The sequence below is a fragment of the Nocardioides sp. L-11A genome (assembly GCA_029961745.1).
Lineage (GTDB): Bacteria > Actinomycetota > Actinomycetes > Propionibacteriales > Nocardioidaceae > Nocardioides.
The window spans coordinates 4468258-4494241 of sequence record CP124680.1; the positions used below are offsets into that span (position 1 = coordinate 4468258).

The 25984-nt window shown below is 73.2% G+C and carries 27 protein-coding genes and 1 tRNA gene; 10 read left to right on the top strand and 18 right to left on the bottom strand.

Annotation, left to right across the window (positions count from 1 at the left end; all coding sequences use genetic code 11):
- Positions 1-46 precede the first annotated feature (46 nt).
- The 7 genes from QJ852_21490 to QJ852_21520 are packed head-to-tail and all read right to left on the bottom strand — an operon-like array spanning position 47 to position 6541.
- Positions 47-802 carry an SDR family oxidoreductase gene (locus tag QJ852_21490; protein WGX95714.1) on the bottom strand — a complete coding sequence of 252 codons (756 nt, stop codon included), beginning with the start codon at positions 800-802 and terminating at the stop codon, positions 47-49.
- The gene (locus QJ852_21495) at positions 799-1599 is read right to left on the bottom strand and encodes an enoyl-CoA hydratase/isomerase family protein (GenBank protein ID WGX95715.1); all 801 of its coding nucleotides are present in this window, start codon (positions 1597-1599) and stop codon (positions 799-801) included. Before QJ852_21495 ends, QJ852_21490 begins: the two co-directional genes overlap by 4 nt.
- Position 1600: 1 nt before the next feature.
- A complete protein-coding gene (locus QJ852_21500) occupies positions 1601-3238 on the bottom strand; it encodes a CocE/NonD family hydrolase (GenBank protein WGX95716.1) in 1638 nt (545 codons plus the stop codon).
- Positions 3235-4002: an SDR family oxidoreductase gene (locus QJ852_21505; GenBank protein ID WGX95717.1), complete on the bottom strand. Its 768-nt coding sequence runs from the start codon at positions 4000-4002 to the stop codon at positions 3235-3237. The genes QJ852_21500 and QJ852_21505 overlap by 4 nt, the downstream gene beginning before the upstream one ends.
- Positions 4003-4014: 12 nt before the next feature.
- Positions 4015-4833, bottom strand: coding sequence for an enoyl-CoA hydratase-related protein (locus QJ852_21510; protein ID WGX95718.1), 819 nt, complete (start codon positions 4831-4833; stop codon positions 4015-4017).
- Positions 4830-5564: an SDR family NAD(P)-dependent oxidoreductase gene (locus QJ852_21515; protein ID WGX95719.1), complete on the bottom strand. Its 735-nt coding sequence runs from the start codon at positions 5562-5564 to the stop codon at positions 4830-4832. Before QJ852_21515 ends, QJ852_21510 begins: the two co-directional genes overlap by 4 nt.
- Entirely contained in the window at positions 5561-6541 is a 981-nt protein-coding gene (locus QJ852_21520; GenBank protein ID WGX95720.1) for an amidohydrolase family protein, read from the bottom strand. The genes QJ852_21515 and QJ852_21520 overlap by 4 nt, the downstream gene beginning before the upstream one ends.
- Before the next feature lie 68 nt (positions 6542-6609).
- Here QJ852_21520 and QJ852_21525 point away from each other — a divergent pair, with 68 nt between their 5' ends.
- Complete coding sequence (locus tag QJ852_21525) at positions 6610-7224, top strand: TetR/AcrR family transcriptional regulator (GenBank protein WGX95721.1); 615 nt, start codon at positions 6610-6612, stop codon at positions 7222-7224.
- Positions 7225-7235: 11 nt separating this feature from the next.
- On the opposite strand, the gene QJ852_21530 is transcribed toward QJ852_21525, so the two are convergent.
- A tRNA-Gln gene (locus tag QJ852_21530) sits at positions 7236-7314 on the bottom strand.
- Between the two features lie 233 nt (positions 7315-7547).
- On the opposite strand from QJ852_21530, the gene QJ852_21535 reads away from it, so the two are divergent.
- Positions 7548-7919, top strand: coding sequence for a hypothetical protein (locus tag QJ852_21535; GenBank protein ID WGX95722.1), 372 nt, complete (start codon positions 7548-7550; stop codon positions 7917-7919).
- An 85-nt stretch (positions 7920-8004) separates the two neighbouring features.
- Here the strand turns inward: QJ852_21535 and QJ852_21540 are convergent, their stop codons facing one another.
- The 5 genes from QJ852_21540 to QJ852_21560 form a co-directional block, all read right to left on the bottom strand.
- Positions 8005-8526 (bottom strand): hypothetical protein, encoded by a 522-nt coding sequence (locus tag QJ852_21540; GenBank protein ID WGX95723.1) that lies wholly within the window; start codon positions 8524-8526, stop codon positions 8005-8007.
- A gap of 262 nt (positions 8527-8788) precedes the next feature.
- A complete protein-coding gene (locus tag QJ852_21545; GenBank protein WGX95724.1) occupies positions 8789-10291 on the bottom strand; it encodes a metallophosphoesterase in 1503 nt (500 codons plus the stop codon).
- Entirely contained in the window at positions 10288-11259 is a 972-nt protein-coding gene (gene rlmB, locus QJ852_21550; GenBank protein WGX95725.1) for a 23S rRNA (guanosine(2251)-2'-O)-methyltransferase RlmB, read from the bottom strand. Before rlmB ends, QJ852_21545 begins: the two co-directional genes overlap by 4 nt.
- Before the next feature lie 2 nt (positions 11260-11261).
- Complete coding sequence (gene cysS, locus QJ852_21555; protein ID WGX95726.1) at positions 11262-12665, bottom strand: cysteine--tRNA ligase; 1404 nt, start codon at positions 12663-12665, stop codon at positions 11262-11264.
- Between the two features lie 73 nt (positions 12666-12738).
- Positions 12739-14352, bottom strand: coding sequence for a hypothetical protein (locus tag QJ852_21560; GenBank protein WGX95727.1), 1614 nt, complete (start codon positions 14350-14352; stop codon positions 12739-12741).
- Positions 14353-14458: 106 nt separating this feature from the next.
- Between QJ852_21560 and QJ852_21565 the strand changes: the two genes are divergently transcribed.
- Complete coding sequence (locus QJ852_21565; protein WGX95728.1) at positions 14459-15703, top strand: C39 family peptidase; 1245 nt, start codon at positions 14459-14461, stop codon at positions 15701-15703.
- A 132-nt stretch (positions 15704-15835) separates the two neighbouring features.
- Here QJ852_21565 and QJ852_21570 read toward each other — a convergent pair whose 3' ends face one another.
- Entirely contained in the window at positions 15836-17371 is a 1536-nt protein-coding gene (locus QJ852_21570; protein WGX95729.1) for a molybdopterin-dependent oxidoreductase, read from the bottom strand.
- A gap of 47 nt (positions 17372-17418) precedes the next feature.
- On the opposite strand from QJ852_21570, the gene ispF reads away from it, so the two are divergent.
- From ispF to QJ852_21585, 3 genes are all read left to right on the top strand, one after another.
- Complete coding sequence (ispF, locus tag QJ852_21575) at positions 17419-17901, top strand: 2-C-methyl-D-erythritol 2,4-cyclodiphosphate synthase (protein ID WGX95730.1); 483 nt, start codon at positions 17419-17421, stop codon at positions 17899-17901.
- Positions 17902-18007: 106 nt separating this feature from the next.
- Positions 18008-18910, top strand: a complete 903-nt coding sequence (locus QJ852_21580; GenBank protein ID WGX95731.1) for an alpha/beta hydrolase — start codon at positions 18008-18010, stop codon at positions 18908-18910.
- Positions 18911-18923: 13 nt separating this feature from the next.
- Complete coding sequence (locus QJ852_21585; protein ID WGX95732.1) at positions 18924-19658, top strand: 2-C-methyl-D-erythritol 4-phosphate cytidylyltransferase; 735 nt, start codon at positions 18924-18926, stop codon at positions 19656-19658.
- 9 nt (positions 19659-19667) lie between these two features.
- Here QJ852_21585 and QJ852_21590 read toward each other — a convergent pair whose 3' ends face one another.
- Positions 19668-20771, bottom strand: a complete 1104-nt coding sequence (locus tag QJ852_21590; GenBank protein WGX95733.1) for a HAMP domain-containing sensor histidine kinase — start codon at positions 20769-20771, stop codon at positions 19668-19670.
- A gap of 16 nt (positions 20772-20787) precedes the next feature.
- The gene (locus QJ852_21595; GenBank protein WGX95734.1) at positions 20788-21474 is read right to left on the bottom strand and encodes a response regulator transcription factor; all 687 of its coding nucleotides are present in this window, start codon (positions 21472-21474) and stop codon (positions 20788-20790) included.
- An 88-nt stretch (positions 21475-21562) separates the two neighbouring features.
- On the opposite strand from QJ852_21595, the gene QJ852_21600 reads away from it, so the two are divergent.
- Positions 21563-22156 (top strand): M15 family metallopeptidase, encoded by a 594-nt coding sequence (locus tag QJ852_21600; GenBank protein ID WGX95735.1) that lies wholly within the window; start codon positions 21563-21565, stop codon positions 22154-22156.
- Between the two features lie 4 nt (positions 22157-22160).
- Here QJ852_21600 and QJ852_21605 read toward each other — a convergent pair whose 3' ends face one another.
- Both QJ852_21605 and QJ852_21610 read right to left on the bottom strand, forming a co-directional pair.
- Positions 22161-22772: a 2-C-methyl-D-erythritol 4-phosphate cytidylyltransferase gene (locus QJ852_21605; GenBank protein WGX95736.1), complete on the bottom strand. Its 612-nt coding sequence runs from the start codon at positions 22770-22772 to the stop codon at positions 22161-22163.
- Between the two features lie 52 nt (positions 22773-22824).
- Positions 22825-23310, bottom strand: coding sequence for a CarD family transcriptional regulator (locus QJ852_21610; protein WGX95737.1), 486 nt, complete (start codon positions 23308-23310; stop codon positions 22825-22827).
- Positions 23311-23540: 230 nt separating this feature from the next.
- Here QJ852_21610 and QJ852_21615 point away from each other — a divergent pair, with 230 nt between their 5' ends.
- From QJ852_21615 to QJ852_21625, 3 genes are read left to right on the top strand one after another with little or no spacing between them, the layout of a single operon-like run.
- On the top strand, positions 23541-24581 hold the full coding sequence (locus tag QJ852_21615) for a UbiA family prenyltransferase (GenBank protein ID WGX95738.1): 1041 nt from the start codon (positions 23541-23543) through the stop codon (positions 24579-24581).
- A gap of 52 nt (positions 24582-24633) precedes the next feature.
- Positions 24634-25233: a hypothetical protein gene (locus tag QJ852_21620; GenBank protein WGX95739.1), complete on the top strand. Its 600-nt coding sequence runs from the start codon at positions 24634-24636 to the stop codon at positions 25231-25233.
- The gene (locus tag QJ852_21625; protein ID WGX95740.1) at positions 25233-25979 is read left to right on the top strand and encodes a phosphoglyceromutase; all 747 of its coding nucleotides are present in this window, start codon (positions 25233-25235) and stop codon (positions 25977-25979) included. The genes QJ852_21620 and QJ852_21625 overlap by 1 nt, the downstream gene beginning before the upstream one ends.
- Positions 25980-25984 lie beyond the last annotated feature (5 nt).

Here is a 25984-nt window from a genome sequence, read left to right on the forward strand (position 1 = left end):
CTCGGCGCGCTGGGGTCTGTCGGTTCCGGCCCGAGCCGTCGTGCGGTCAGCGCAGCGCGTTGCCCCCGTCGGCGACCAGGGCCTGGCCGGTCACCCAGTCGGCGGACGCGCTGCAGAGGAAGCCGACGACAGCGGCGATGTCGTCGGCGCGGCCGACCCGGCCCAGCGGCGTCGCGCGGCGTACGGCCTCCTTGAGGCGCTCGGGGTCGCTCGTGATCTCGGCGAGGGCGTCCGTGTCGATGACGCCGCCGACCGCGGTGTTGGCGGTGATGCCGCGCGGTCCGAGCTCGGCGGCCAGGTAGCGCACGACGCTCTCGACGGCGGCCATCGACGCCGCGATGGGCGCGTAGCCGGGCACGTGGCGTCGGGTGCCGGTGCTCGTCACCGCGACGATCCGACCGCCGTCGTCCAGATCGGCGCCGGCGGCGTCGACCAGGCTCAGCAGTGCGGCCAACCGGGCGGTGAACATCTCCTGGTACACCCCGACCGGGACGCCCAGCGCGGTCCCGAGGCCGGGCTGCTCGGCGCCGAAGCCGGTCGCGTTGGACACCACGGCGCGCACCGCTCCCAGGGACGCGCGGGCCTCGGTCACCAGCCGCCGGCAGGACTCCGGCGAGCGCACGTCGACCTGGTACGCCGCCGCGCGGACCCCGTGTCCCTCGGCGACCGCCACCACCTCGTGCGCGGCGTCGGCCCGGGCGAAGTAGCCGACCGCGAGGTCGAAGCCGTCCCGCGCCAGCTGCTCGGCGACCGCCCGACCGATCCCCCGGCTCGCGCCGGTCACGACGGCGAGGCCGCTCATGCGGAGTCCCCGAGACCCGCGAAGTCGACCGGGGCGCCGGCCTCCGCGCCGGCGTACCGCTCGCGGGCCGCGCGCTGCAGCCCCAGCGACTCGGGCGTCGCGAGCAGCTCGCCGAACATGCCGCCCTCCAGGCGCAGGGCGGCGCCGAGGTCCAGCTCGGCGCCCTCGCGCACGACCCGCTTGGCCGCGGCCACCGCGGCGCGCGGCAGGTGCGCGAGCTCGGTCGCGGCCGCCCGCACCTCGGCCCGGAAGTCGCCGGAGAGGACGCGGCTGACGAGCCCGAGCCGCTCGGCGTGAGCCGCGTCGACCCGCAGGCCGGTGATCACGAGGTCGGTCGCGGGACCGCGCCCGATCAGCCGGATCAGGCGCTGCGACCCGCCCGCGCCGGGGATGATGCCCAGGGCGGTCTCGATCGCGGAGAAGTGCGCCCGCGGGCTCGCCCAGCGCAGGGTGCAGGCGAGCGACAGCTCCAGTCCCCCACCCCAGGCCTGGCCGTCGATGGCGGCGACGACCGGCTGCGGCATGGTCTCGATCAGGCGCATCGTGGTGTACCACGCCCGCGCCTCCGGCACCGGCCCGTCGGCCAGCCGGGTCAGCTCGTCGAGGTCGGCGTGCGCGATGAAGCGCTCCGGGTCGGCGCTGGCGAGGACGACGACGGCCGTGTCCGGGTCGTCCGCGAGCGCGGTGAGGTGGTCGCCGAGCTCGGTGAGCGCGGCGAAGGTGAGGAAGTTCCGAGGGGGGTTGTCGTAGACGAGCTCCACCACCCCTCCGGAGCGGGTGGCCTTCCACAGCGGCATGTCAGCGTGGTCCTTCCTGGTGATGGACGTCGATGGAGAGCGTCGAGTCCGCGAGGTGGAGGTCGACGGCGACGGTGCGGGCCTCGGCGGAGGTGCTCGACGGCTCACCGGTGCTGAGGTTGCGGTCGAGGTGGGGGAAGGCGCTGCCCGTCACGAGGAGGCCCAGCCGGTGGCCCGGCCCGAAGCGCTGCGCGGTGTACCCGAGGGCGACCCGCACCCGGGCAGGAGTGCCGTCGGCGGGGCCGCCGAGCACGTGGCTCAGCCGGGCCACGCCCTCGGCGACGGGGTACACCCGCCCGTCGGGACGGACGTCGACCAGGCGGACGACGAGGTCGGCGTCCGGCTGGCTCACCGACACCGTCAGGTCCGCGTGGACGGCGCCCACGACGTCGAGCGGCTCGTCGAGCTCCGCCGTCCGGTAACCGAGCACATCGGGTCGCTCGAGCTGCCGGCTCAGGTCGATCGGTCCCGGCGTGGACCGCCCGAGGTGGATGACCCGGCCGCCGCGGCTCGGCACCGGGTCGAGCGGGTCGTGGACGAGGCTGTCGACGGCACCGGCCGCCTCCGGCTCGGGACCGAGGACGCCGGCCCGCCCCAGGTGCAGCACCTCGGACCGGGTGGCGCGCGGCGGCCAGGCATCGGCCGTGTGCCACTGGTCGGCGCCCATGAGGAAGTACCTGACCTCGTGCCGCGGCGCGACCGCCGCGGGGTCCGCGAAGAAGGCCAGCTGCTGCGCGGGGACGGTCGCCGCCGCGGCGGAGGCGGTGATGCCGAAGTTCAGCTCGCCGGTGTGGTGCGGCAGCGGTCCGGTGTGCGCCCACGGGCCGACGACGAGGCGGTGCGCCAGCTCGGGATGGGCCCGGACGGCGTCGCGGAACGCGTCGATCGTGGCGGAGGCGAAGACGTCGAACCAACCCGTCGTGACGAACACCGGCACCCCGACGGCGGCCGGCTCCCACTCGGGCGTGGTCGGCACCCGGCCGGCCAGCAGCGCGGGGACGTCGATCGGGAAGCCGCGCAGCCGTGCCAGCGGGCCCTCGGCCAGGGGCAGCGCCGCCAGGGCCGGCTCCGGGTCGAGAAGGAGGGCATGCAGGGTGGCGACCGTCTCGGCGTCGGCGTCCTGCGGTCGCCGCCGCAGCCAGTCCGCGGCCATGTAGAGCAGCCAGCTGACGACCTGCTCGAGGCGCATCGCCCCGCCCAGCTCGCGCAGGTCGCGGCTGCCCGAGGTCACCATCGCCGCGGCAACGCCGGCCAGGCTCGGCGGGCGCTGGGCGGCGCCGAGGAAGGAGACGATGCCGCCGTACGACGTGCCGGCGAGGATCACCCGGCCGTCGCACCACTCCTGGCGGGCGACCCACTCCACGGTGTCGTAGGCGTCGAGGGCCTCCTGGTCCCACATGATCGGCTCCCAGTCACCCTCCGAGCCGAACCGGCCTCGGGTGTCCTGGCAGACCGCGGCGAACCCGCCGTGGAGGCAGTCGACCGGCCGCAGTACGTCGGAGGTGATCGCCCGGCGCCCGTAGGGCGTGCGGAAGACCACCGCGGGGCGGGGCTCGCCGTGGTGCCACACGTCGGCCTGCAGCGCCACACCGTCGCGCATTGGCGTCGCGACGTCGCCGAGCCAGAACCCGGCACTCATGCCGAGGCCGCCGTCGGGAGCATCCCCAGGCCCATCTCGTTCCAGCCCGCGGTCGCGCCGCCGTCGACGGTGATCACGCCGCCGTTCATGTACGACGACTCCGGGAGCGCCGCGAAGACCGCTGCCCGCGCCTGCTCCTCGGGCCGGCTGAGGCGCCCGGCCGGGGTCGCCCGCAGGAACCCGTTGCGCGCGACGCCGTCCTCGGGCCACAGCTCGTCGGCCATCGCGGTGTGGGTCGGCCCGGTGACCATGGCCACCGCCCGGATGCCCTGGGCGCCGTAGTCGACCGCGACCGACCGGGTCAGCCCGATCACCGCGTGCTTGGCCATGTTGTAGACCGAGGACCGCGGCGTCGCCCCGACCCCGCACATCGAGGCGGTGAAGACGAAGACTCCGCCGCGCTCCCGCATGTGCGGCACGCCGGAGCGCACGAGGTAGAAGTTCGCGTCGCAGCACACGCCCATCACCCGGCGGTAGTCGTCGTCGGTGATCGAGTGCGGACGACCGGGGATGCTGATCCCCGCGTTCCCGTGCACCACGTCCAGGCGGCCGTGCTCGGCCACCACCGCACGCAGTGCCGCGTCGACCGCGGCGGGGTCGGACACGTCGCAGGCCCGGATGCCGGGGCCCTCGCGCAGGTCCAGGCCCACCACCGTCGCGCCCGCGCGCTCGAAGAGCGTCAGCGACGCGGCGCCGATGCCGGAGGCGGCACCCGTCACGACCACGACGTGTCCCTCGAAGCGACCGAAGATGTTCTCGCCCATGGCGGTGTCTCCCTACTTCCCGGCGAAGCGCGGACGGCGCTTCTCGATGAAGGCCGTGGCGCCCTCGAGCGCGTCCTCGACCTCGGCGTTGTTGCGGATGTGGACGGCGTTCTGCAGCCGCAGCGCCTGCTGCACCGGCTGGCCGATCGTCTGCTCGCGCAGCTCCTTGAACAGGCCGATCGCGGCGGTCGGCGCGCTCGCGAGCCGCTCCGCCTCGGCGAGCGTCGCACTGACCAGCTCCTCCGGCTCGACGACCTTCGTGAAGATGCCGAGGCGCTCGGCCTCGTGCGCGTCGAGCAGGGCTCCGGACAGGTAGATCTCGGTGGCCCGCGCGGCGCCGACGAGTCGCGACATCATCACCAGGCCGCCGGCCTGGGCCACGTTCAGCAGCGCGCTGCCCAGGCGGGCCCGCGAGCTCGCGATCCGGACGTCGCCCGCGCAGGCGAGCTCGGCGCCGGCACCTGCCGCGTCGCCGTTGACCGCCATGATCACCGGGACCCGGCTGGTCACCAGCATCTCGATGATCCGCAGGTACATCGGGTCCGGCGTCGTACCGATCACCGGCGAGCGCTCGTACTCGCCGCGCAGGTGCTCCTCGACGGCGCCGAGGTCGTCGCCGGCGCAGAAGGACCGGCCCTCGCCCGTGATCACCACGACCCGCGTCGCGCGGTCCGCGAGCGCGCGCTCCAGGACGGCGTACAGCTCCTCACCGAGGGCGCGGTCGATCGCGTTCAGCCGCTCGGGCCGGTTCAGGGCGATCCACCGGACCCCCGGGCTCGGCTCGTGGGTGCGCAGGGTCGAGAGCGCGGGCTCGTCGTGCAGGGTGGTCATGAGCGGTTCATTCCTCCATCGATGAAAAGTGACTGGCCGGTGACGTAGCCGGCGTCGTCGCCGAGCAGCCAGCTGACGGCGCCGGCCACGTCGGCCGGACGGCCCAGGCGGCGCAGCGGCAGGCCGCGGGCCACGCGCTCGGCGATGGGGCGCAGGTCGCCCTCGTCGAGCATCGGCGTGTCGATGAACCCCGGGCAGACCGCGTTGGCGCGCACGCCCCGGGGACCGAGCTCGACCGCCAGGGAGCGGGTCAGGGTCAGCAGACCGCCCTTGCTGGTGTCATAGGCGACCTGGCCGGCGAAGCCGGTCACCGCGATCGAGCAGACGTTGACGACTGCGGCCGAGCGGCCGGCCGCCAGCAGGTCGGCCAGGTCGCGGGCCAGCCGGAAGGGCGCCCCCAGGTTGAGGTCCAAGACGGCGTCCCAGCGCTCGTCGGCGTGGTCGGCCAGCGGCGCCCGCAGCTCGATCCCGGCGTTGTTGACGAGGCCGTCGAGCCCACCCAGCCGCTCGACGCCCTGCCGGGCGACCGCACGGGATGCCTCGGGGTCGCGCAGGTCGATGCCGACGACGTGCAGGCCCGGCGCATCCGGGCCCCGGTCGCGGCGTACGACGTCGGGGTGGTCGACCGCCAGCACCCGGGCGCCGTCGGCGAGCAGGCGCGCGGTGACCGCGGTGCCGATCCCGCCGAGGGCGCCGGTGACGACCACGCGGCGCTGGGCGAGCAGGCTCATCGGGCCGGCTCCGGGTCGCGGGCCAGCAGCCGGGCCGCGTTGCCGTGCAGCCACGCCTCGCGGACCTCGGGGGCGATCGGGAGGTGCGAGGCGGAGGCGACCACCGCGGCCGGCCCGTGGCCGTGGGTCCAGCTCGTCGAGCCGAAGAGCACCCGGTCACGCACCGACCGCGCGCCGTGCAGGAAGAGCGGCTCCCAGCCGGAGCCGGCGGTGGCCATCGTCCTCGGGTGGTGGGAGGAGAACTCCAGGTACACGTGGGCATGGCGCTGCAGGAGAGCGACGGCGTCGAGGACCCAGGGCCAGCCGCCGTGGCCGAGCACGATCCGCAGACGCGGGTGCCGGATCGCCAGGGCATCGATGACCTGTGGACTGCTGATCGCCATGGGCGAGCCGGAGAAGCTCTGCCCGCTGTGGATCCAGACCGGCAGATCGCGGTCGGCGGCGAACGCCCACAGGTCCGCGAGGGCCGGGTCGTCAGGGCCCACGCCGTCCAGGAACGGGATCACCGAGAGCCCCGACATGCCGAGCTCGTCGACCGCCCGGGTCGCCTCGGCGAGCGCGGCACCCGGGTCCGCCAGCGACACGCCGGCCCACGGCACGAAGCGGCCGCTGAGCCGCGCGATCCCCGCGACGTGATCGTTCAGCGTGCCGTCCTCGCACGGCCAGGGGCCGCCGTGGATCACCTGCACGATGTCGTGCTCCTCGAGCTCGGCGACCCGGGCCTCGGGGTCGAACGCCAGCGCCGCGATCTCGGCCAGGTCCTCGATCGCCGCGTCCTGATCCTCGGCCAGCCCAGCCACGATCTGCCGGGAGGTGCGACCGGACATGGCGGCGAACCGGGGGGCGAACACCACGCCGTAGCGCGGGGCGGCGCTCAGCAGGGCGCCCAGATACGTGCGCCACCCCGCGCGGCGCAGCACGACATCGCACAGGTCGACCGCCGCCGGGGCTGGGGTGAACGGCATCACAGAATGCATGAACGTTTGTTTACCAGGATTGCGAGCACTACGTCAACAAACGTTCATATATCGGGTACGGTGGTCCCGTGAGATCCGCCAAGACCGACGCCCGCCACACGGACACCGCCCAGCGCGTACTCGACGTGGCCACGGAGCTGTTCTTCACCAACGGCTACCCCGCGACGTCGGTCCGCCAGATCATGCAGGCCTGCCACGTCACCGCCGGCTCGCTGTACAACCACTTCGGGTCCAAGGAGGACGTGCTGTACGCGATCCTCATGCGCTCCCTCAACGACTCCGTCGAGTCGCTCCTGCGCGCGCACGCCGCCGCAGCCGACACCGCGACCGCGCAACTGCGTGCGCTGGTCGGCGCGATCTCGATCTTCCACTCCGAGCGGCAGCTCGAGGGCCTGGTCAGCCAGACTGAGTGGCGGCACCTGCCGCCCGAGCGTGCCGTCGACGTCCTCGGGCAGCAGAAGCGGATCCGCCGGCTCTTCGAGGAATGCCTGCAGCGCGGCATCGCCGACGGCGAGTTCACCCTCGCCGCGGTCGGCGCCGACACCGACATCACCGCCAAGTCGATCCTCGACCTGTGCATCAACGCGGGCAAGTGGTTCCGGCCCGGCGGTCGGCTCAGCGCCGCGGACCTCGCCCGCCAGCACGTCGAGCTGGTCACCCAGATGGTGGGCGCGACGCCGTAAGGGGCCTGGAGCTCCCCGGGTAGGAGTCGAACCTACGTCGCTTGTCCTGATTCAAAGTCAGGCGGGCCCTGCCGACAGACCAACCGGGGATCGCGGGAACAGCCTAGGGCCCGCCCGGCGGGGCAGCACCTCGGGCCCGACAGACCAACCGGGGATCGCGGGAACAGCCTAGGGCCCGCCTCGCGGGGCAGCACCTCGGGCCACGCTCCGGTCACGGTCTCTGGTGGTGACGGGGTTCTCCACAGGAGCTGCAAGACCGCTGGTGGGTGAGCTGAGCGCCACGTAGGCTCGCCACACCCCGTCAGCCGACACCAGGAGCAGACATGGCCCTCACATCTCAGCAGATCGAGCGCAAACTCGACCAGCAGGGCAATGACATCGAGAGCATCTACGAGCTGCTCGCCGACCTCCAGGCCAGACTGACCACGCACGACGGCCTCTTCGCCGACCTCCAGGCCAAGCTGACCACCCACGACGGCCTCTTCGCCGACCTCCAGGCCAGACTGACCACCCACGACGGCCTCTTCGCCGACCTCCAGGCCAAGCTGACCACCCACGACGGCCTCTTCGCCGACCTCCAGGCCAAGCTGACCACCCACGACGGGCGCTTCGACACGATCGACTCCGGGCTGGGGTCGCTCCGCGATTCGATCGCCGAGGCGCTTCGGCGACTGCCGGAGCCTCCGGTCAGCTGACGGGTGCCGTCACACCCGGCGAACGGGTCGCGCTCAGCGCGAGCTCACCACCCGTTCGCCGGGTACGACATGAGAACGACGTCGCTCAGGCGGCCGGGCCGAGGCAGAGCAGGGACTTGCGGGTGACGTTCTCGAGCGGCTGCGAGCCGTTCGTGCACTTGTCACCGGCCTTGCCGACCGAGACGACCTTCAGGATCGAGGTGTTGGTCGCACCCTCGGTGCAGGCGACCTTCGCGGCCGGCGTCGACATGCCGCCGAGGTCGATGCAGTCCCCCTCGGCGACGTTGAGGTCGAGGCAGAGGTCGGCGACATTGCCGCTGTTGCGGTCGTTGCCGAGCGAGATCGTGTAGTTGAGCTCCGCCTCGTCGCAGCTCCCCTTGTCGTTGACGATCTTGTAGGTGGCCTCCGCGTCGCCGCAGTCGACCTCCTTGTGGTCGGCGTCGAAGCTGGAGCCGGTCATGACCAGGCACTCGCCCACCTTGGGGGCCTTGGCCTGCTCGACCTTCTCCTGTCCCTTGAAGAAGATGAAATACGCACCGAGGGCGACCGCGATGCTGACGACGCCACCGATGATGCGGCCGAGGATGCCGCCACCGAGATTGGCCATGCTGGGATTTCCTTCCGAGAGGGGCGGTCCGAGTCACCCGCAGAAAATGAACGGAGGAAACAGTAGAGGAGCGGTCACCAAAGCACCTGGCGGGGTGTCAGAACGTGTTCGAGAAGTCCTGGCCGTCGCGAGCGTCGCATCCGTGGAATGCCTCGCAAGGCGCAGATGCGACGGCGGTCTGGTTGCACCTTCGAGCAGCTGCAACGCAGCGAGGCGCCGACGGGGCGGCGCGCAGCAGGTCAGGACCTTCTCAAACACGTTCTCAGTAGGTGAGCTCGACCCAGGGGTCCACCTCGTAGCGGCCGTTGGGCTGGAGGGTGACCGACTGGATGCCGACCGGCCGGCCGTCGCGATAGGTGACCAGGCCGATGCTGGCGGGCCGCCGCAGCTTGCTCCCGATCGCGATCGCGTACGCCGCGCCGCCCGTCGTGCCGAGGGTGTAGGTGTAGCCGACCCGGCCGTCCTCCGCGGTGACCGGCGTGGGGCCGGTCTGGACGTGCACGTGACCGCCGAGCACCAGGTCGACGCAGCCGCGGGCCAGGGCCGGCTTGGCGATATTGGCGTCGTGGACGAGCAGGGTGCCCACCCGGTCGCCGTCCTCGTCGGCGGCGCAGGCGGCGTCGGCCAGTAGTTCGGCCACCTCGCCGAAGCTGAGCCCGGTCTGGTCGCGCCAGTCCCCCAGACCGCTGGAGCGCGGATCGTCGATCCCGAGGATCCGGGAGTCGCCGGGGCCGTCGATGACCTCGTCGTCGAAATAGGTCCAGCCGAGGTCCTCGAGGTGCGAGTGCACGAAACCGCCGCTGTCGTGGTTGCCCGCGACCGCCCACCGGCCGTCGAAGTCCTCGAAGGTCGCGGCCAGGGAGTCGAGCGAGAACGCCTCCCAGCGACTACCGGTGGAGGTGTCGTCGCCGGCGTCGTACACGGCCGTGGCGCCGCCGACATCGGCGATCGCCCGGGCGACCTTGTCCATGCCGACGTTGTCATGCCGGTCGGAGACGAGCAGGACGACGGTCTCCCCCTCCTCCGGCTGGCGCAGCTCGAGCGCCGCGGCGTCGTCGGCGGCCTGCGAGTAGAACTCGACGCTCTTCTGGTAGCTGCTGATGCCGCTCTCGATCAACCGCCGGGACTGGGCGGTCGTCGCGTCCGCCATCACCTCGACGTCGGCCGCCTCGGCAGGCAGCGGCACCTCGGGGCCGAGGAAGTCGTGCAGCGACTGCCAGTGCTCGGCCTGCGGATCGGTGCGCCCCCAGCCGTAGGGCACGGCCGCGACCACGACGAGCACGACCACGAGCCCGGCGACGGCGACGCCGCCGCAGGTGCGGAGCCCGGCGTAGAGCTCGTGGCGCCGGGTGCGACCGACGGCCGCCCACACCAGCAGGGGTACGGCGCCCAGCACGGCGCCCTGCACCAGCGCCGCGAGCGCCATCGCGACGACCGCCCGCTCGGCGACGGCGATCTGGCCCTCGGGCTGCGACGCGATCGCGGCGTACCGGCTGGTCAGCTCCTCGAGGGTCGCCACGTCGGTCTTCCCGAGCTCGACCTCGACGCCGACCCAGGTGCCCGAGGGGATCCGCAGGTCGGGCAGCACGGGCCCCATCCGGGCCACGACCTCACCGGAGAAGTCCGGGCTCAGCGTCGCCTCGTGGCTCGCGATCTCCACGGTCCGCTCGCTGTTGACGAAGATCGCGGCCGCGACGGCGACCGACAGGACCGCCCAGGCCCCCGCGTAGGCGAGGACCTTGAGCAGGCGGGGTGTGGAGATCACGTGCGCGCGCGGGCCTCCGCAACGGCGTACAGCGCCACCGAGGCGGCGACGCCGGCGTTGAGCGACTCCAGGACGCCGGCCATCGGGATCGACATCAGGTGGTCGCAGCTCTCCGCGACCAGCCGGGACAGGCCCTCGCCCTCGGACCCGACGACCAGGACCAGCGGGCCGCCGACCAGGTCGGCGTCGGCCACGAGGGCGGGCAGGGTGAGGTCACCGTCGGCGGCCAGGCCGATCACGAAGCAGCCGGCCTCCTGGAAGGCCTTGATCTGCCGGGTCAGGTTGACCGTCTGCGCCACCGGGCAGCGCGCGGCCGCGCCGGCGGAGGTCTTCCACGCCGCGGCGGTCATCGAGGCCGCCCGGCGCTCGGGGATGACCACGCCGTGCGCACCGAAGCCCGCGGCGCTGCGCACGATGGCGCCCAGGTTGCGCGGGTCCGTGATCGAGTCGAGCATGACGACGAGCGGCTTCTGGCCGGCATCCTCGGCGGCGTCGAGCAGGTCGTCGGGATGGGCGTACTCGTACGCCGGGATCCGCGCCGCCAGTCCCTGGTGCACCGCACCGTCGGTGAGCCGGTCGAGCTCGCCGCGGCTGACCTCGAGCAGGCCGATGCCGTGCTCGGCGGCCAGGCGGAACACCTCGCGCAGCCGGCCGTCGCGCTCGGCGCCCTCGGCGACGTAGACCGAGGTCACCGGCACCCGCTCACGCAGCGCCTCGACGACCGGGTTGCGCCCGGCGATCCACTCGTCGCCGCCGCTCTTGCGGCGCGGGCCGCGCTGGTTGCCGGCCCGCTTGTCGGCACGCTTCTTGGCCTCGGCGATCTTGTGCGCCTTGTGATATTCGCGGTCGACCGCCTTGGGTGTCGGCCCCCGGCCCTCCAGGCCGCGGCGGACCTTGCCCCCGGACCCGGCGGTCGGCTTCTTGCTCGACTTGCGGATGGCGCCCTTGCGCGCGGAGTTTCCGGCCATGATCAATTCACCGTCCAGGTGGGTCCGTCGGGGGTGTCGGTGATCTCGATCCCGGCCGCCTTGATCCGGTCGCGGATCGCGTCGGCGCGCGCCCAGTCCTTGTCGGCGCGCGCCTGTGTGCGCTCCTCGAGCAGGCCGGACACCAGGGCGTCGACCGCCGCGGTGAGCCGTTCCTCGGCGCCGGGCGCACCGCTGCTCGCCCAGGCCGGGTCGCGCGGGTGGACGCCGAGCACGCTCAGCATCGCTGCGACGGCGCCGCCCACGACGGACGCGTCCTCGCCGGCGGCGAGCAGCCGGTTGCCCTCGCGCACCGCGTCGTAGAGCACGGCCACCGCGGCCGGCGTACCGAGGTCGTCGTCCATCGCCGCGCAGAACGCCTCGGGTAGCTCGGACGACGCCGGGTCCGCGTCGTCGCCGACCCGGTCGAGGAAGGAGACGATCCGCTGGTAGCCCGCCGCCGCCTCGTCGAGCGCCTCGAAGCTGAACTCCACGTGGGAGCGGTAGTGCGCGGCGACCATGTAGAAGCGCAGCTCGGCGCCGCTGACCCGCTGGAGCACCGACGGGATGCTGAGCGTGTTGCCGAGCGACTTGCTCATCTTCTCACCGGCGGTGGTGATCCACGCGTTGTGCATCCAGTACGACGCGAAGGCGCCGCCGGCCGCACGCGACTGGGCCTGCTCGTTCTCGTGGTGCGGGAAGCGCAGGTCGACGCCGCCGCCGTGGATGTCGAAGGCATCGCCGAGGTACTTGCCGGCCATCGCCGAGCACTCGATGTGCCAGCCCGGGCGGCCGCGGCCCCACGGGCTCGGCCAGGACGCGGTCTCCGGCTCGGAGTCCTTGCGCCCCTTCCACAGGGCGAAGTCCCGCGGGTCCCTCTTGCCCCGCGGGTCGGCGTCGGCCGCGGGCTCCATGTCGTCGACGCCCTGGTGGGTCAGCTCGCCGTACGACGGCCACGAACGCACGTCGAAGTAGACGTCGCCGCTGCCGTCGTCGGCCGGATAGGCGTGGCCGCGCTCGATCAGCCGCGCGATCAGCTCGACCATCTCGGGGATGTGTCCCGTCGCGGCCGGCTCGTAGGTCGGCGGCGCGACGTTGAGCGCGGCGTAGGCCTTGTCGAGCTCGATCTTCATCGCGTAGGCGAGGTTGTACCAGGGCCGGTTCTGGTCTTCCGACTTCGCCAGGATCTTGTCGTCGATGTCGGTGATATTGCGGATGAACGTGACCTCGTAGCCCCGATGACGCAGCCAGCGCTGCAGGACGTCGAAGTTGACCGCCGAGCGCACGTGCCCGACGTGGGGCTCGCTCTGGACCGTGAGACCACAGACGTAGAGACCCGCCCTGCCCTCGTGAAGGGGCACGAAGTCACGGACTTCGCGGGTCGCGGTGTCGTACAGCCGGATGCTCACGGCGCCAGTCTAGGGATCCGCGCGAGTCCGGCAGGCATTGTCGCCGGACCCACGCGTGACCCTCAGCCACGCCTCAGCGCTTGACCTTCTTCGCCTTCGACGTCACGGTCTCCGAGAGGTAGGACGCCTGGGTCGCGGTGACGACGACGGTGATCCGCTTGCCGCGGTCCTTCCTCGTCAGCTTGTAGGCCGCCTTGGACGCCTTCTTGGCCGGCTTGATGGCCTTGCCGTTGCGGTACCAGCGGTAGCTGAGCGTGGCGCCGTCCCAGCCGACCACCTTCGCCTTGAGCTTCGCGCCGGCGCGGGCCGCGCCCTTCACCTTGACCTGGCCGGCCGGCAGCACGCCCTGGACGACCTCGGAGTCGGCCGAGGTGCGCAGGAAGCCGTTCCACCAGCCCGGGCGGGCCACGGTGGCGGCGACGGAGATCCGGTGACCGACGTCCGCGGGCTGCAGCCGGTAGCTCGCGCCGGTCGCCCCGGGGACCGGCGCACCGCCCCGCAGCCACTGGTACGTCGTCGTGGCGGCCGGGTCCGCGGTGACGGCACCGGGAGCCGTGAGGGTGGCGCCCACGGCGGTGGCACCGGATACGGGGGTGGTGGCGACCGTCGGCTGCGCCGTGAGGGGAAGCGGCTGCGGCGGCCGCACGCCCTGGGCCTGGACCATCGCCCGGCCGTCGGACCTGCTGCCGTCGATGGAGTTCCCGGCAGAATCGTCGAGGTAGACCATCACCCGCGCCTCGATGACGGCACCGGACATCGCCGCGGTCACGGGGAAGGTCGCACTGGTCGTGCTCGACCGGGTGAAGCCGACCTGGGGACGGCCGTCGACGTACCAGCTGATCTCGCTGTAATAGCGGCCGGACGGCGGTCCGAAGCTCGCCGTCAGCGTCTGGCCGGGCGCGGGTGTGCCCGTGATCTTCAGAGCCGAGGCGAACTGGGCGTGGCCCGGGCCCACGACGTTGCCGTCTGAGAACAGCACAGCGCTCTGGTAGCCGGCCAGCGTGCCGGTCACCGCGACCGTCACCCGCTTGCCCGCGTCGGCGGAGGTGGGCAGGTAGGTCGATGTGGTGGCACCCGCGATCTTCTCGAGGGTGGTGTTGTTCGCCCACCGGTACCACTGGTACGTGAGGGCGGCGGTGGTCGGTCGCCAGCCCTCGAGCCCGACGGCGGTGAGCGGCTTGCCCACCTCGAAGGCTCCGAGGACGAACGGCTCGACCGGCGCCATCCCGAGGCCGGTGGTGGGCAGCGTCAGCCGGAACGTCGTGGGACCGTCCGTCGCGGTCCAGTCGCTCGCCGTGTCCACGGAGGTCGAGACGGTCGCGTCCGAGCGCCAGCAGGTGTCGCGGTGGCGCACCTCGGCGGTCCACTCGCCGCCGTCGCCGAAGCCGTAGAAGCTGTCGCTGAAGCAGATCCGGTACTTGGTGCCAGCGTTCAGTCCGAAGCCGTTGTACTCGAAGCGGCCGTTCGCGTCGGTGAGCTTCGGGCCGAACTGCAGGCCGATCCACTGGCCGTTCTGCAGGCTGTAGATGTCCCAGTAGACCCTCTGCAGCGGCTTGCCCTGCTCGTCGACCGCGACGCCGACGACGGTCGGTGCGGCCGCGGCGGAGCCGGCGGTCAGGGGCAGCAGGACGAGCGCGAGGAGAGCGGCGGAGAGGGCGGACAACAGGAGGCGGATCGGTTTGAGCACGAGCGCCACCCTTCCCGCCGGGCCTCGGGCGAAACGGTTCGAGCGACGGTGTGACGCATGACTCGGCGGTGTGACGGAAGTGACGGGTGTGACATACCGTGGTGCGATGCGCCGGATCTTCCCCCACCCCGTCGTGTCCCTCGCCTCCCTCGTCGTGGCCGCCTGCCTGGTCGCGGGCGTCCTCACCCTGGCCGTCGGGCGGCCGGACGGTGCCGCGGGCACCGTGCCGCGGGCGGTGAGCGCCGCGGCCGTCTCCGACCGCCAGGTCGACCTGGAACGGTTCGCCGCGCCCGGCCCGTGGAAACCGGCGAGGACGCGCGCGAAGTTCGGCCGGACCTACGAGGTCGCGCGCTGGAAGAGCCCGTGGGTCTCCCCCGGCTTCGACTTCACCGAGCTGATCGCGTCGTGGTCCGCCCGCACCCCCGGCTCCAGCTGGATCGAGGTCGAGGTCCGCGGCCGCTCCGCCGGCGGCGCGAAGACGTCGTGGGACGTGCTCGCCCGCTGGGCGGCCAAGGACAAGGTCGTCAAGCGCCGCTCGGGCGGCACCCAGGCCGACGACGGCACCCGGGTCGTGACCGACACCTGGCGGACGGCCGGCCTGGCGTCGTACCGACTCCGGGTCGCGGTGCACCACGAGCGCGGCCGCAAGGCCCCCCGCGTCGACCTGGTCACCGCGATGACCTCGCGCCTGCCCGCCACCTCCGGCCCGACCTCGACGCCCGCGGTCGCGCGTGGCGTGGAGCTCGCCGTGCCGCGGTACTCCCAGATGATCCACTCCGGCCACTACCCGCAGTGGGGCGGCGGTGGCGAGGCATGGTGCTCACCGACGTCGACCGCGATGGTGCTCGGCTACTACGGCCGGCTGCCGGGCCCCGGCAGCTACGGCTGGGTGCCCGGCGGACACCCGGACCCGTGGGTCGACGCGACCGCGCGGCTGACCTACGACCACGCCTACCGGGGCACCGGGAACTGGACGTTCAACACCGCCTACGCCGCGCGGCGGCTCGGTGCCGCCGGGGAGGCGTTCGTGACCCGGCTGCGCGACCTCACCGACGCCGAGCTGCTCGTGCAGGCCGGCATCCCTCCCGTGATCTCGCTGGCGTTCGCCCGCGGGGAGCTCGCCGGCGCCCCGATCTCCTCCTCCAACGGGCACCTGCTGGTGATCGTCGGCTTCACCACCACCGGCGACGTGATCGTCAACGACCCCGCCGCGTCCGGCAACGACGGCGTGCGGCGGGTCTACTCCCGCGCGCAGCTGGAGCGGGCCTGGCTGCAGGCGTCCGGCGGCGCGGCGAACGTCGTCCACGACGCCGCCCACCCGCTGCCGCCCGCGCCCGCCGGCAACTGGTGAGCTGCGCGGCGAATCATCGACCCGTCGCATCTGAACGCCTGAGAAGCGCCGACCCGTCGTGTTCAAACGCGCCGGGTCGATGCTCGGAACTCGACCGCGTGGGCGGCGACCACGACCTGCGACACGCTCGCGCTAACCAGCACTGAACTCGACGGTGTGCCAACCGGTGGCGCCGTCGGGCACGACCTCGGCGACAGCGCCGGTCTGGGTGCGGCCCCGCGTGTCGATCGCCCGGACCCGGAGCTCGTGGTCGCCGGGCTCGACGTCGACGACCGCCCGCCACTGGACCCAGGTGTCGAGGTTGGGCGCGGCCGCGAGCGTGGCCCGCTGCCAGCGGCCGCCGTCGACCTGCACCTCGACCGCGGCGATCCCGGTGTGCTGGAGCCAGGCGACCCCGGCGCACACGACCTCCCCGGCCGGTACGTCGGCGCCGTGGCCGGGCACCTCGATCTTCGAGGCGATCTTCACCGGGCCCTGCTCGGCCCAGCCCTTCTCGGTCCAGTACGCCGTGATGTCGCTGAACCGGGTGACCTCCAGGTCGACCACCCACTTGCACGCCGACACGTACCCGTAGAGCCCCGGCACGATCGTGCGCACCGGGAAGCCGTGCTCGATCGGCAGCGGCTCGCCGTTCATCGCGACCGCGAGCATCGCGTTGCGCTCGTCGGTCAGCGCCGCGAGCGGCGTACCACAGGTCCAGCCGTCCTCGGACGTCTGGAGCACCGCGTCGGCGCCCGGCAGCGGTCCGGCCTCGGCGAGCAGCGTGGACAGCCGCACCCCGCTCCACCAGGCGTTGCCGATCAGGTCGCCGCCGACCTCGTTGGAGACGCAATTGAGCGTGATCCAGTCCTGGGTGATCTCCCGGCGGACCAGGTCGGCGTACGACAGCCGGAGCTCGCGCTCGACCATGCCGTGGATCCGCAGCTCCCAGTCGGCGGGCGCGATGGTCGGCTTGATGATCGCGGTGTCGATCAGATAGAAGTCGTCGTTCGAGGTCTGCCAGGGCGAGACGCCCTCGACGCCGACCCCCACCCCGTCGGGGACGGCGGGTGCGGTGGTGCCCTCGATCCGGAGCAGGCGCCGGCTCTGCTCGGCCCGGCGGCGGGCGCTGCCGGCGATCCGGCCCACCAGGCCCCCGGCCACCGCGAGCGCGGCCGCGCCGCCCAGGGCGACGAGGAAGCGCCGCCGGATGTGCATCGGCTCGGCGTCGCGGTCGCCGCTCTCCTCGACCAGCTCCCAGCGGCGCAGCCACTCGGCCAGCACGGCGAGCACGACCAGCCAGCACAGCAGGCCCGCCGCGACCGGCGCGAGGTCGATCAGTCCCGGCGTCGGCTTGGTCAGTACGGCGACGACGGCGATCCCGGCCAGTACGGCGTACCCCGTGACGGCGGCCCACCAGCGCTGGTGCGCCAGCCGACCGATCCACCCGAACAGGAGCGCGAGCACCGCGAGGATGCCGAGGATGAGCACCTTCTTGTCGGCGGTGCCGAAGGTGTCGATCGCCCAGGTCGCGACCGGGCCGGGCGTCAGCGCGATGACGCCCTCGGCGACCGCGACGACCGGCGAGTCCCGCACGTGCAGCAGCGCGGCGCCGGCGTAGCTCACCGCCAGGCCCACGGCCCCGGCGATCAGCCCCGCCAGCGGCCACCAGGCGCGGGAGGTCCTCACGCGGCTGATTCTCTCCCACAGGGAGCGGCTCGGGCATGATCGGGTGAGTGAACCCGCGCATCGGCATCGGCTCCGACGTCCACCGCCTCGTCCCCCGCGGACCACAGGACCCGCCGCTCGCCCTCGGTGGGCTGACCTGGCCGGACGAGGAGATCCGGCTCGAAGGGCACTCCGACGCGGACGTCGCCGCCCACGCGGCATGCGACGCGCTGCTGTCGGCGGCGGGGCTCGGCGATCTCGGCAGCAACTTCGGTACGGCGGACCCCGCGTGGGCCGGTGCCAGCGGAGCGGCCCTGCTCGGCGAGACCCGGCGTCGGGTGGAGGCCGCGGGCTTCACCGTCCTCAACGTCGCCGTCCAGGTGATCGGCAACCGACCGAAGGTGGGACCGCGCCGGGCCGAGGCGGAGGCCGCCTTGAGCGGCGTCCTCGGCGCCCCGGTCTCGCTGTCCGCCACGACGACCGACGGGCTGGGCCTGACCGGGCGCGGCGAGGGCGTGGCTGCGATCGCGACCGCCCTGCTGACCTCATGACGCCCACCGACATGTGACACGTCGTCGCACGAAACCCGCCGGAGCGGCGGATCACGTGGCAGGGTGGGGCGCCGACAGTGCCGACAGTGAGGCCGAGGAGGCACCGATGTCCGACCACACCGTGATCACCGAGGACGGCCTGCGGGTCCACGTGACCGTGCACGGGCGCGGGGACGCGCCGCTGACGGTGCTGCTCGCCCACTGCTGGACCGCGGACGAGTCGGACTGGCACTACCAGGTCACCGACCTGCTGGCCCGCTACGGCCGCGACGTCCGGGTGATCACCTGGGACCACCGCGGGCACGGTCGGTCCGACCGCGCCCCCGAGGCCGCCTGCACGATCCCGCACCTGGCGCGCGATCTCGGCCTGATCGTCGACACCTACGCGCCCGAGGGTCCGCTGGTCGTCGCCGGCCACTCGGTCGGCGGCATGACGATCACCGCCCTGCCCGAGGAGCGCCCCGACCTGATGCCACGGATCGTGGGCGCCCTGTTCGTCAGTACGACGAGCGGCGAGCTCGACAAGGTCACCCTCGGCCTGCCGGCAGCCGCCGGGGCGCTGCTGCGCGACCGGCTGCCGTTCATCCTCGCCAACCGCTCGCGGATGCTCAGCCTCAGTCGCCGGGAGAAGTTCCCGACGATCGAGCGCCAGGTCGCGCGCCGGTTCCTGTTCGGCCGTCCCGCCCGGGCCCGCGACATCGCGCACGCCGTCGACCAGCTGGTCCACGCCCGCCCCGAGACCATGTCCGGCTTCTTCAAGGACATGATGAACCACGACCGGATCGGCAACCTGGCCGCGTTCGACGACATCCCGGCCACGGTCCTCGTCGGCAGCCGCGACCTGCTCACCCCGCCCGAGCACGCCGGCAAGATCGCCCGCGGCATCCGCGGCGCCCGCCTCCTCATCGCGCCCGGCGCCGGGCACTACCTGCCCTTCGAGCGCCGGGAGCTGGTCAGCGGCGAGCTGTTCGTCCTGGTCGACCGGGCCCGGCAGCGGGCCCTGGTCTGACTACGCTCGCGGGGTGACCACCCCACCGACCACCGCGACCACCGCGACCGCCGCGATCGTCGTGCTCGCCGCCGGGAGCGGCACGCGCGTCGGCGCCGAGGTCAACAAGATCCTGCTGCCACTGCGCGGGCAGCCGCTGCTCGCCTGGTCGGTGCGGACCGCCCTGGAGGTGGCGGACGTCGACCCGGTCCTGGTCGTGCACCGCCCCGGCGAGCGCGCCGACATCGGCGCGGCGCTGCTGCCCGTCATCGGCGAGCGCGAGGTGCTGTTGGTCGAGGGCGGCGCGACCCGCCAGGACTCCGAGCAGGCCGCACTCGCCGCGCTCGCGCCGCGGGTGGACGACGGCAGCATCGACGTCATCGCCATCCACGACGGCGCCCGGCCGCTGGTGGAGGCGGAGCTGTTCGCCACGGCGATCGCCACTGCCCGCCGGTACGGCGGCGCCGTCCCCACCGTCGACCTGGCCGGGCCGCTGCCGCGGGACCCCGCCGTGGCGCCCGCACCGGGCGGCGCGGGCACCCGGCTGGTCGGCGTGCAGACGCCCCAGGCCTTCCGGGCGGCACCGCTGCGGGCGGCCTATGCCGCCGCGGCCGCCGCGGGCTTCGACGGCACCGACACCGCGGCGGCCTTCGCGCGGTTCGCGCCACCGGAGCTCGAGGTGCGCGCCGTCCCCTCCGGGCCGGCCAACCTCAAGGTCACCTTCGCCGAGGACCTCCGGGTCGCCGAGCGGCTGCTGGTCCTGCGGTAGCGGCCGGCCTCAGCCGCCGGCGGCCGGTAGGCGCACCGTCACTTCGAGGCCACCTCGGGGGCGCGCCCGCAGGACGAGGGCGCCGTCGTGCGCCTCGGTGATGCTCCGCACGATGGCGAGGCCGAGCCCGGCGCCGGCGTGCCCCGGCCCGCCCGCGTGGGTGCGCTCGCTCCCCCGCTGGAACGGCTCGGCCAGGGTGGCGACGACGTCCGGAGCGAGGAGCGCACCGGTGTTCTCCACCGTCAGGACCGCGGCCGACGGGTCACGGCGGGTGGTCACCACGACGCTGCCCCCGTCGGGGAGGTTGTGGACGATCGCGTTGTGCACGAGGTTCGTCGTCAACTGCAGCAGCAGCGCCGGCTCACCCCGGGTGACGGCGAGGTCGCCGGACGTCTCGACGGCGACGCCCCGGGCCTCCGCGAACGTCAGCAGCGTCTCGGTGGCCTCCTCCGCGACGAGCGAGAGGTCGACGTCCTCACGGGCGAAGGACCGCCGGTCGGCACGGCTGAGCACGAGCAGCGCCTCGGTGAGGTCGATCGCCCGGGTGTTGACGGCGTACAGGCTCTCGACGAGCCGGCCGGTGTCACGGGACGGGTCCTTGCGGGCGAGCTCCAGCAGGGTCTGGGTGATGGTCAGCGGCGTCCGCAGCTCGTGCGAGGCGTTGGCGGCGAAGCGCTGCTGCTCGGCGACGTGCGCGTCGAGTCGCGCGAGCATGCTGTCGAAGGCGTCCGCGAGCTCGCGGAACTCGTCGCGGCGTCCCGGCAGCTGGATGCGGTGGTAGAGCGACCCCGTCGCCGCCGTCCGGGTGGCCTCGGTGATCCGTGCCAGCGGTGCCAGCATCCGGCCGGCGAGCAGCCACCCGCCGAGCAGGCCGCACACCAGCAGGAAGACCAGCGCCCCTGCCGCCTTGGGCGCGAACGCCTCCCACAGGTCCGAGCGGCCCGGCACGAACAGGTACGGCGAGCGCATCGGGTCGTCCGTCCCGCCCCGGACCGGGACGGTCACGGCCTGGTCGGGCACATAGCGCAGCAGGAACAGCCAGACGACCGCGAGCAGCAGCGCGCCGGCCAGCAGCAGGAAGCCGGCGTAGCTGAGCGTCAGCCGCAGGCGCACGCTCAGACCCGGACGCCTATGCACCGCCGGCTCCCTCCGGGTCGCCGGCGTCGATGCGGTAGCCGACGCCCGCCACGGTCGCGATCACCCACGGCTCCCCGAGCCGCTTGCGCAGCGCGGAGACGGTGATCCGGACGGCGTTGGTGAACGGGTCGGCGTTCTCGTCCCAGGCCCGCTCCAACAGCTCCTCGGCGCTGACGACACCGCCCTCGGCCGCCACGAGGACCTCCAGCACCGCGAACTGCTTGCGGGTCAGCGCGACGTACCGACCGTCGCGGTAGACCTCGCGGCGGAACGGGTCGAGGCGGACCCCGGCGATCTCACGGACGGGGGGCCGGTGGTGCGCGCGCCGGCGGTCCAGCGCGCGCAGTCGGAGCACGAGCTCGGCGAGCTCGAACGGCTTGGTGAGGTAGTCGTCCGCGCCGAGCGCGAAGCCGGACGCCTTGTCATCGAGCCGGTCGGCCGCGGTGAGCATCAGGATCGGCATCCCGCTGCCGGAGGCGACGATGCGTCGCGCGATCTCGTCGCCCGAAGGGCCCGGCACGTCGCGGTCGAGGACCGCGATGTCGTAGGCGTTGACGCTCAGCAGCTCCAGTGCCGTGTCGCCGTCGCCCGCGACGTCGGCCGCGATCGCCTCCAGGCGCAGCGCGTCCCGGACGGCCTCGGCCAGGAGAGGCTCGTCCTCGACGATCAGCACCCGCACCCGGTCGATGCTACGAGTCGCCGCATATCGCCGGCATATCGAAAAGGCCATACGCCCCGGCAACGCCGCACTGTCTTGACTCGTCGCCATGGCCCTCTTCCCCACCGCACCGCCCGTACGGCACCGCCTGCGGCCGGCCGTCGTCCCCCTCGTCCTGCTCGTCGTGGCGCTGGTCGGCGTCGTCGGCTCCCGTCTCGTCGCCCTGCCCGCATCCTCCTCCGACGCCGCGCCCGTCGGGAGCGGGGAACTGGCCGACGGCACCTCGGCGTACGACGACGCGCAGGCCGGCGTGACCGAGCTCGACCCGGACCTGCTGCGCGCGCTGCGGCGGGCCGCGACCGCCGCTGTCGACGACGACGTCGACATCGTGGTCAACAGTGGCTGGCGCTCCCGCGCGTACCAGCAGCGGCTCCTCGACGAGGCCGTCGCGACCTACGGCTCGCGGGAGGAGGCGGCGCGCTGGGTCGCGACACCGGACACCTCGCCGCACGTGTCGGGCGACGCGGTCGACGTGGGACCGGCACGGGCCGCGGCCTGGCTGGGAACCCACGGGGCGCGGTACGGCCTGTGCCGGATCTACGACAACGAGCCCTGGCACTTCGAGCTGCGCCCCGACGCCGTCGACCGGGGCTGCCCGCCCCGCTACGCCGATCCGACCCGCGACCCGCGGACCCGGCGCTGAGCGGCTAGCGGGGGTCGGTCAGCGCCTCGAGCACCTGCAGGTCGGCCTCGGACCCGACCCGGCGCGCGGCGGGCGGCGCCTCGACCAGCTCGACCCGGTCGGCGCCGTACCGCTCGCGGAGGGCGGCGACGAGCGCCACGAACCCGGTCGCCGGCAGCCGTCCGCCGTCGCCGAGCAGGTCGGCGACCACGGAGGCCGGGAGCACGACCGGCGAGCAGACCTCGACCAGGCCGTCGCGGTCGACGGTCGCGCCCAGCGACCTCCCGCCGTCGGGCGCGACGCGCTCCTCCTTGACGGTGTCGGTCACCGGGCGCACGCCGACCAGGATCCGGTCCTCGACGCCGGCACGCTCGGCACAGCGTCGCAGGAAGTCGGGCGGGGTCATCGGGCACAGCGGGTCGTGCAGCAGCAACGGCTGCTCGAGCTCGACCACCAGGTCCCAGGGGACGGTCTGGTCGAGCAGGTCGATCCCGGCCTCACCCGCCGCCCAGGCCGCGGCGGCGACCAGGGACTCGCCGTGGATCAGGTGGAACGGGAGGGCGCCGCGCCCCTCCTCGACCACGATCCCGGCGACGGGGGCCGAAATGCCGACGACGTCATACGGATGCGGGTTCATCGGAACCCACCGTATGACGTCGTCGGGACGGAGTGAGACGCGACCGAGCCGACTAGCTCGCCAGCACCTCGTCGAGGATGGTCTCGGCCTTGTCCTCGTTGGTGTTCTCGCAGAGCGCGAGCTCGGAGACCAGGATCTGGCGGGCCTTGGCGAGCATCCGCTTCTCGCCGGCCGACAGACCGCGGTCCCGCTCGCGGCGCCACAAGTCGCGGACGACCTCCGCCACCTTCATGACGTCGCCACTGTGGAGCTTCTCGAGGTTCGCCTTGTAGCGCCTCGACCAGTTGGTCGGCTCCTCGACATGCTCCGCGCGGAGCACTCCGAAGACCCGGTCCAGCCCGTCCTTGTCCACGACATCCCGAACACCCACGAGGTCCAGGTTGTCTGCCGGGACGCGGACCACGAGGTCCTGCTGGGCGACAATCCGAAGCACGAGGTACTGCCGTTCCTGGCCCTTGATCGTCCGCATCTCGATGTTCTCGATGACCGCGGCCCCGTGATTGGGGTAGACGACCGTTTCGCCGACGGTGAAAGTCATATGAGCAAAACCCCTTCCTAGGGTGACCTATCTTACCACGCCATCAAGGACTCTCCGAATGCGTTTGCGCAGGTCAGGGGCACAATCGGCGGCTTGACAAGTGACCGAACCTATGGTGCGGCCGACCAGCCGGCCTGTGGCGGAGATCACCCGGAGGGGTGTGACGGCCGCTCCGACCGTTTCGGCGGGCCCGCCCCCATGCGGGTCGACGGTGGTCAATACTGCTCGCCATGGCGAAGACGCAGCGCTGGCGGCGCGGCCGCTCCGCCGGGGAGGGAACCCCGGTCGAGGCGGGCCCCGAGGAGATCTCCGAGGAGACCCCCGAGGCGGTCGAGGCGACCCTCGACGAGGAGCCCGACCCGGACGCGGACCCGGATGCGGACCACCCGGACGCGGACCCGGCCGGCGGCGAGGTCGTCGGGGACGAGCCGGAGGACGAGATCGTCGAGGAGCCGCGCGAGGTGCCGGGGGACGACCCCGACGAGGACCCCGTCGACCCGCACCCGCCGCTGCCGCACGTCCCGGACCGGACCGGCCTGTCCGGGCGCGTGCTCGGCGGACGCAACCCCGCGGACGTCGTACCGCTCCAGCTGCTGCAGGCGGCGCACGCCAAGCAGGCGATCACCACCGCACTCGCGATGGGCCTGGTGGCGGCGGTCGCCGGCCGCCCGGCGCGCGAGGCGGGTGTGGTGCTGGTGACCGTGCTCGTCGGCCAGACCATCCTCGGCTGGCACAACGACATCGTCGACCGGCAGCGCGACGAGGCGCACGGCCTGACCGGCAAGCCGATCGCCACCGGTCGGCTGGACCCCGGCACGGCCTGGTACGCCGTGATCGTCGGCTTCCTGCTGCTCCTCCCCCTCGCCACCACCACCGGCGCGAAGGCGGGCGCCTTCTACGGCGCGTCGGTCGTCGTGGCGATGCTCGGCAATATCGTGCTGCGCACCGGCTTCTGGTCCTGGTGGTCGTGGGCGGCGTCCTTCGCCCTGCTGCCGGCGTACCTCTCGTACGGCGGCTGGGGCGGCAAGGCGGTCGGCAGCCCGCCCGAACCGGCGATCGTGGTGCTCGCGGCCCTGCTCGGCATCGGCGTCCATTTCACGCGCGCGGTGTGGGGCCTGGTGGCCGATCACGAGGACGGCTGGACCTACCTGCCGCTCAAGCTCGGACTCAAGCTCGGCGCGACCCGGCTGCTGGCGCTGTCGACCATCTACACCGTCGTCATCGTGGTGCTGCTGGTCGTGGTCGGTGCCCGGGTCGGGCTCAGCCGTTGACCGACGCTAGAGTGAGGCCGCTTCGACCCAACTGACCCGGAGGCTCGCCGACATGCCCCACCTGCGCCGATCCGCGCTCGCCGGACTGCTGCTGGCGGTCGTTCCCGCCACTGCCCTCAGCGCCTGCGGCTTCGACTACCCCACCGATCGGGTCAACACGATCGCCGGTGGCGTCAACGAGCGCTCCGGAGACGTCGACGCGCTCGGCATCCGGATCCTGGCGACCGCGCAGGGCGAGGGCCGGCTGATCGGCTCGCTGTCCAACAACCTTCGCGAGGACGCCTCGCTCGAGTCCGTGTCGTCGACGGCGGGCGTCGTCGCCGGCGCGTTCGACCCGATCGAGGTGGCGGGCCGCGGCTTCGTCAACCTGGCCACCGACAGCGTCGTCCCCCTGACCGGCAACTTCACCGCCGGCGAGTTCGTGCCGCTCGACCTGACCTTCAGCGACGGCACCACGCTCAGCCTCGACGTACCCGTCGTCAAGCCGTGCTTCCAGTACACCCAGGTCCCCACCGACCTCCCGAGCGCGTCCGCGTCCGCCAAGGGCGGCGACAGCGCGGCCGACGATGCCACGGAGTCCGCCGAGGAGACCCACGACGCGAACTTCAGCTGCGCCGACGAGGCCCCGAGCCCCGGCGGCGAGGCGCACTGATGACGTTCACGCTGGTCCTGCTCCGTCACGGCGAGAGCGAGTGGAACGCGAAGAACCTCTTCACCGGCTGGGTCGACGTCGCGCTGACCGAGAAGGGGCGCGGCGAGGCGGTCCGCGGCGGCGAGCTCCTCGCCGAGGCCGGCATCCTGCCCGACGTCGTCCACACTTCGCTGCAGCGCCGCGCGATCAACACCGCCGCGCTCGCGCTCGACGCCGCCGACCGGCACTGGATCCCGGTCCGTCGCTCCTGGCGCCTCAACGAGCGTCACTACGGCGCCCTGCAGGGCAAGGACAAGAAGGCGATCAAGGACGAGTACGGCGAGGAGCAGTTCATGCTCTGGCGCCGCTCCTTCGACACCCCGCCGCCCCCGCTGGCCGACGACGACCCGTACTCCCAGTCCGGCGACCCCCGCTACGCCGACCTCGGCGACGAGCTGCCCCGCGCCGAGGCGCTCAAGCAGGTCATCGAGCGGCTCCTCCCCTACTGGGACGCCGGGATCGTGCCGGACCTGCGCGCCGGCCACACCGTGCTGGTCGCCGCCCACGGCAACAGCCTGCGCGCGATCGTGAAGCACCTCGACCGGATCAGTGACGCCGACATCGCCGGCCTGAACATCCCCACCGGGATGCCGCTGGTCTACGAGCTCGACGAGGACACACTCGCCCCGGTCGTCCCCGGCGGGCGCTACCTCGACCCGGAGGCCGCCGCCGCGGCTGCCGCCGCCGTCGCCAACCAGGGCCGCTGACCCGA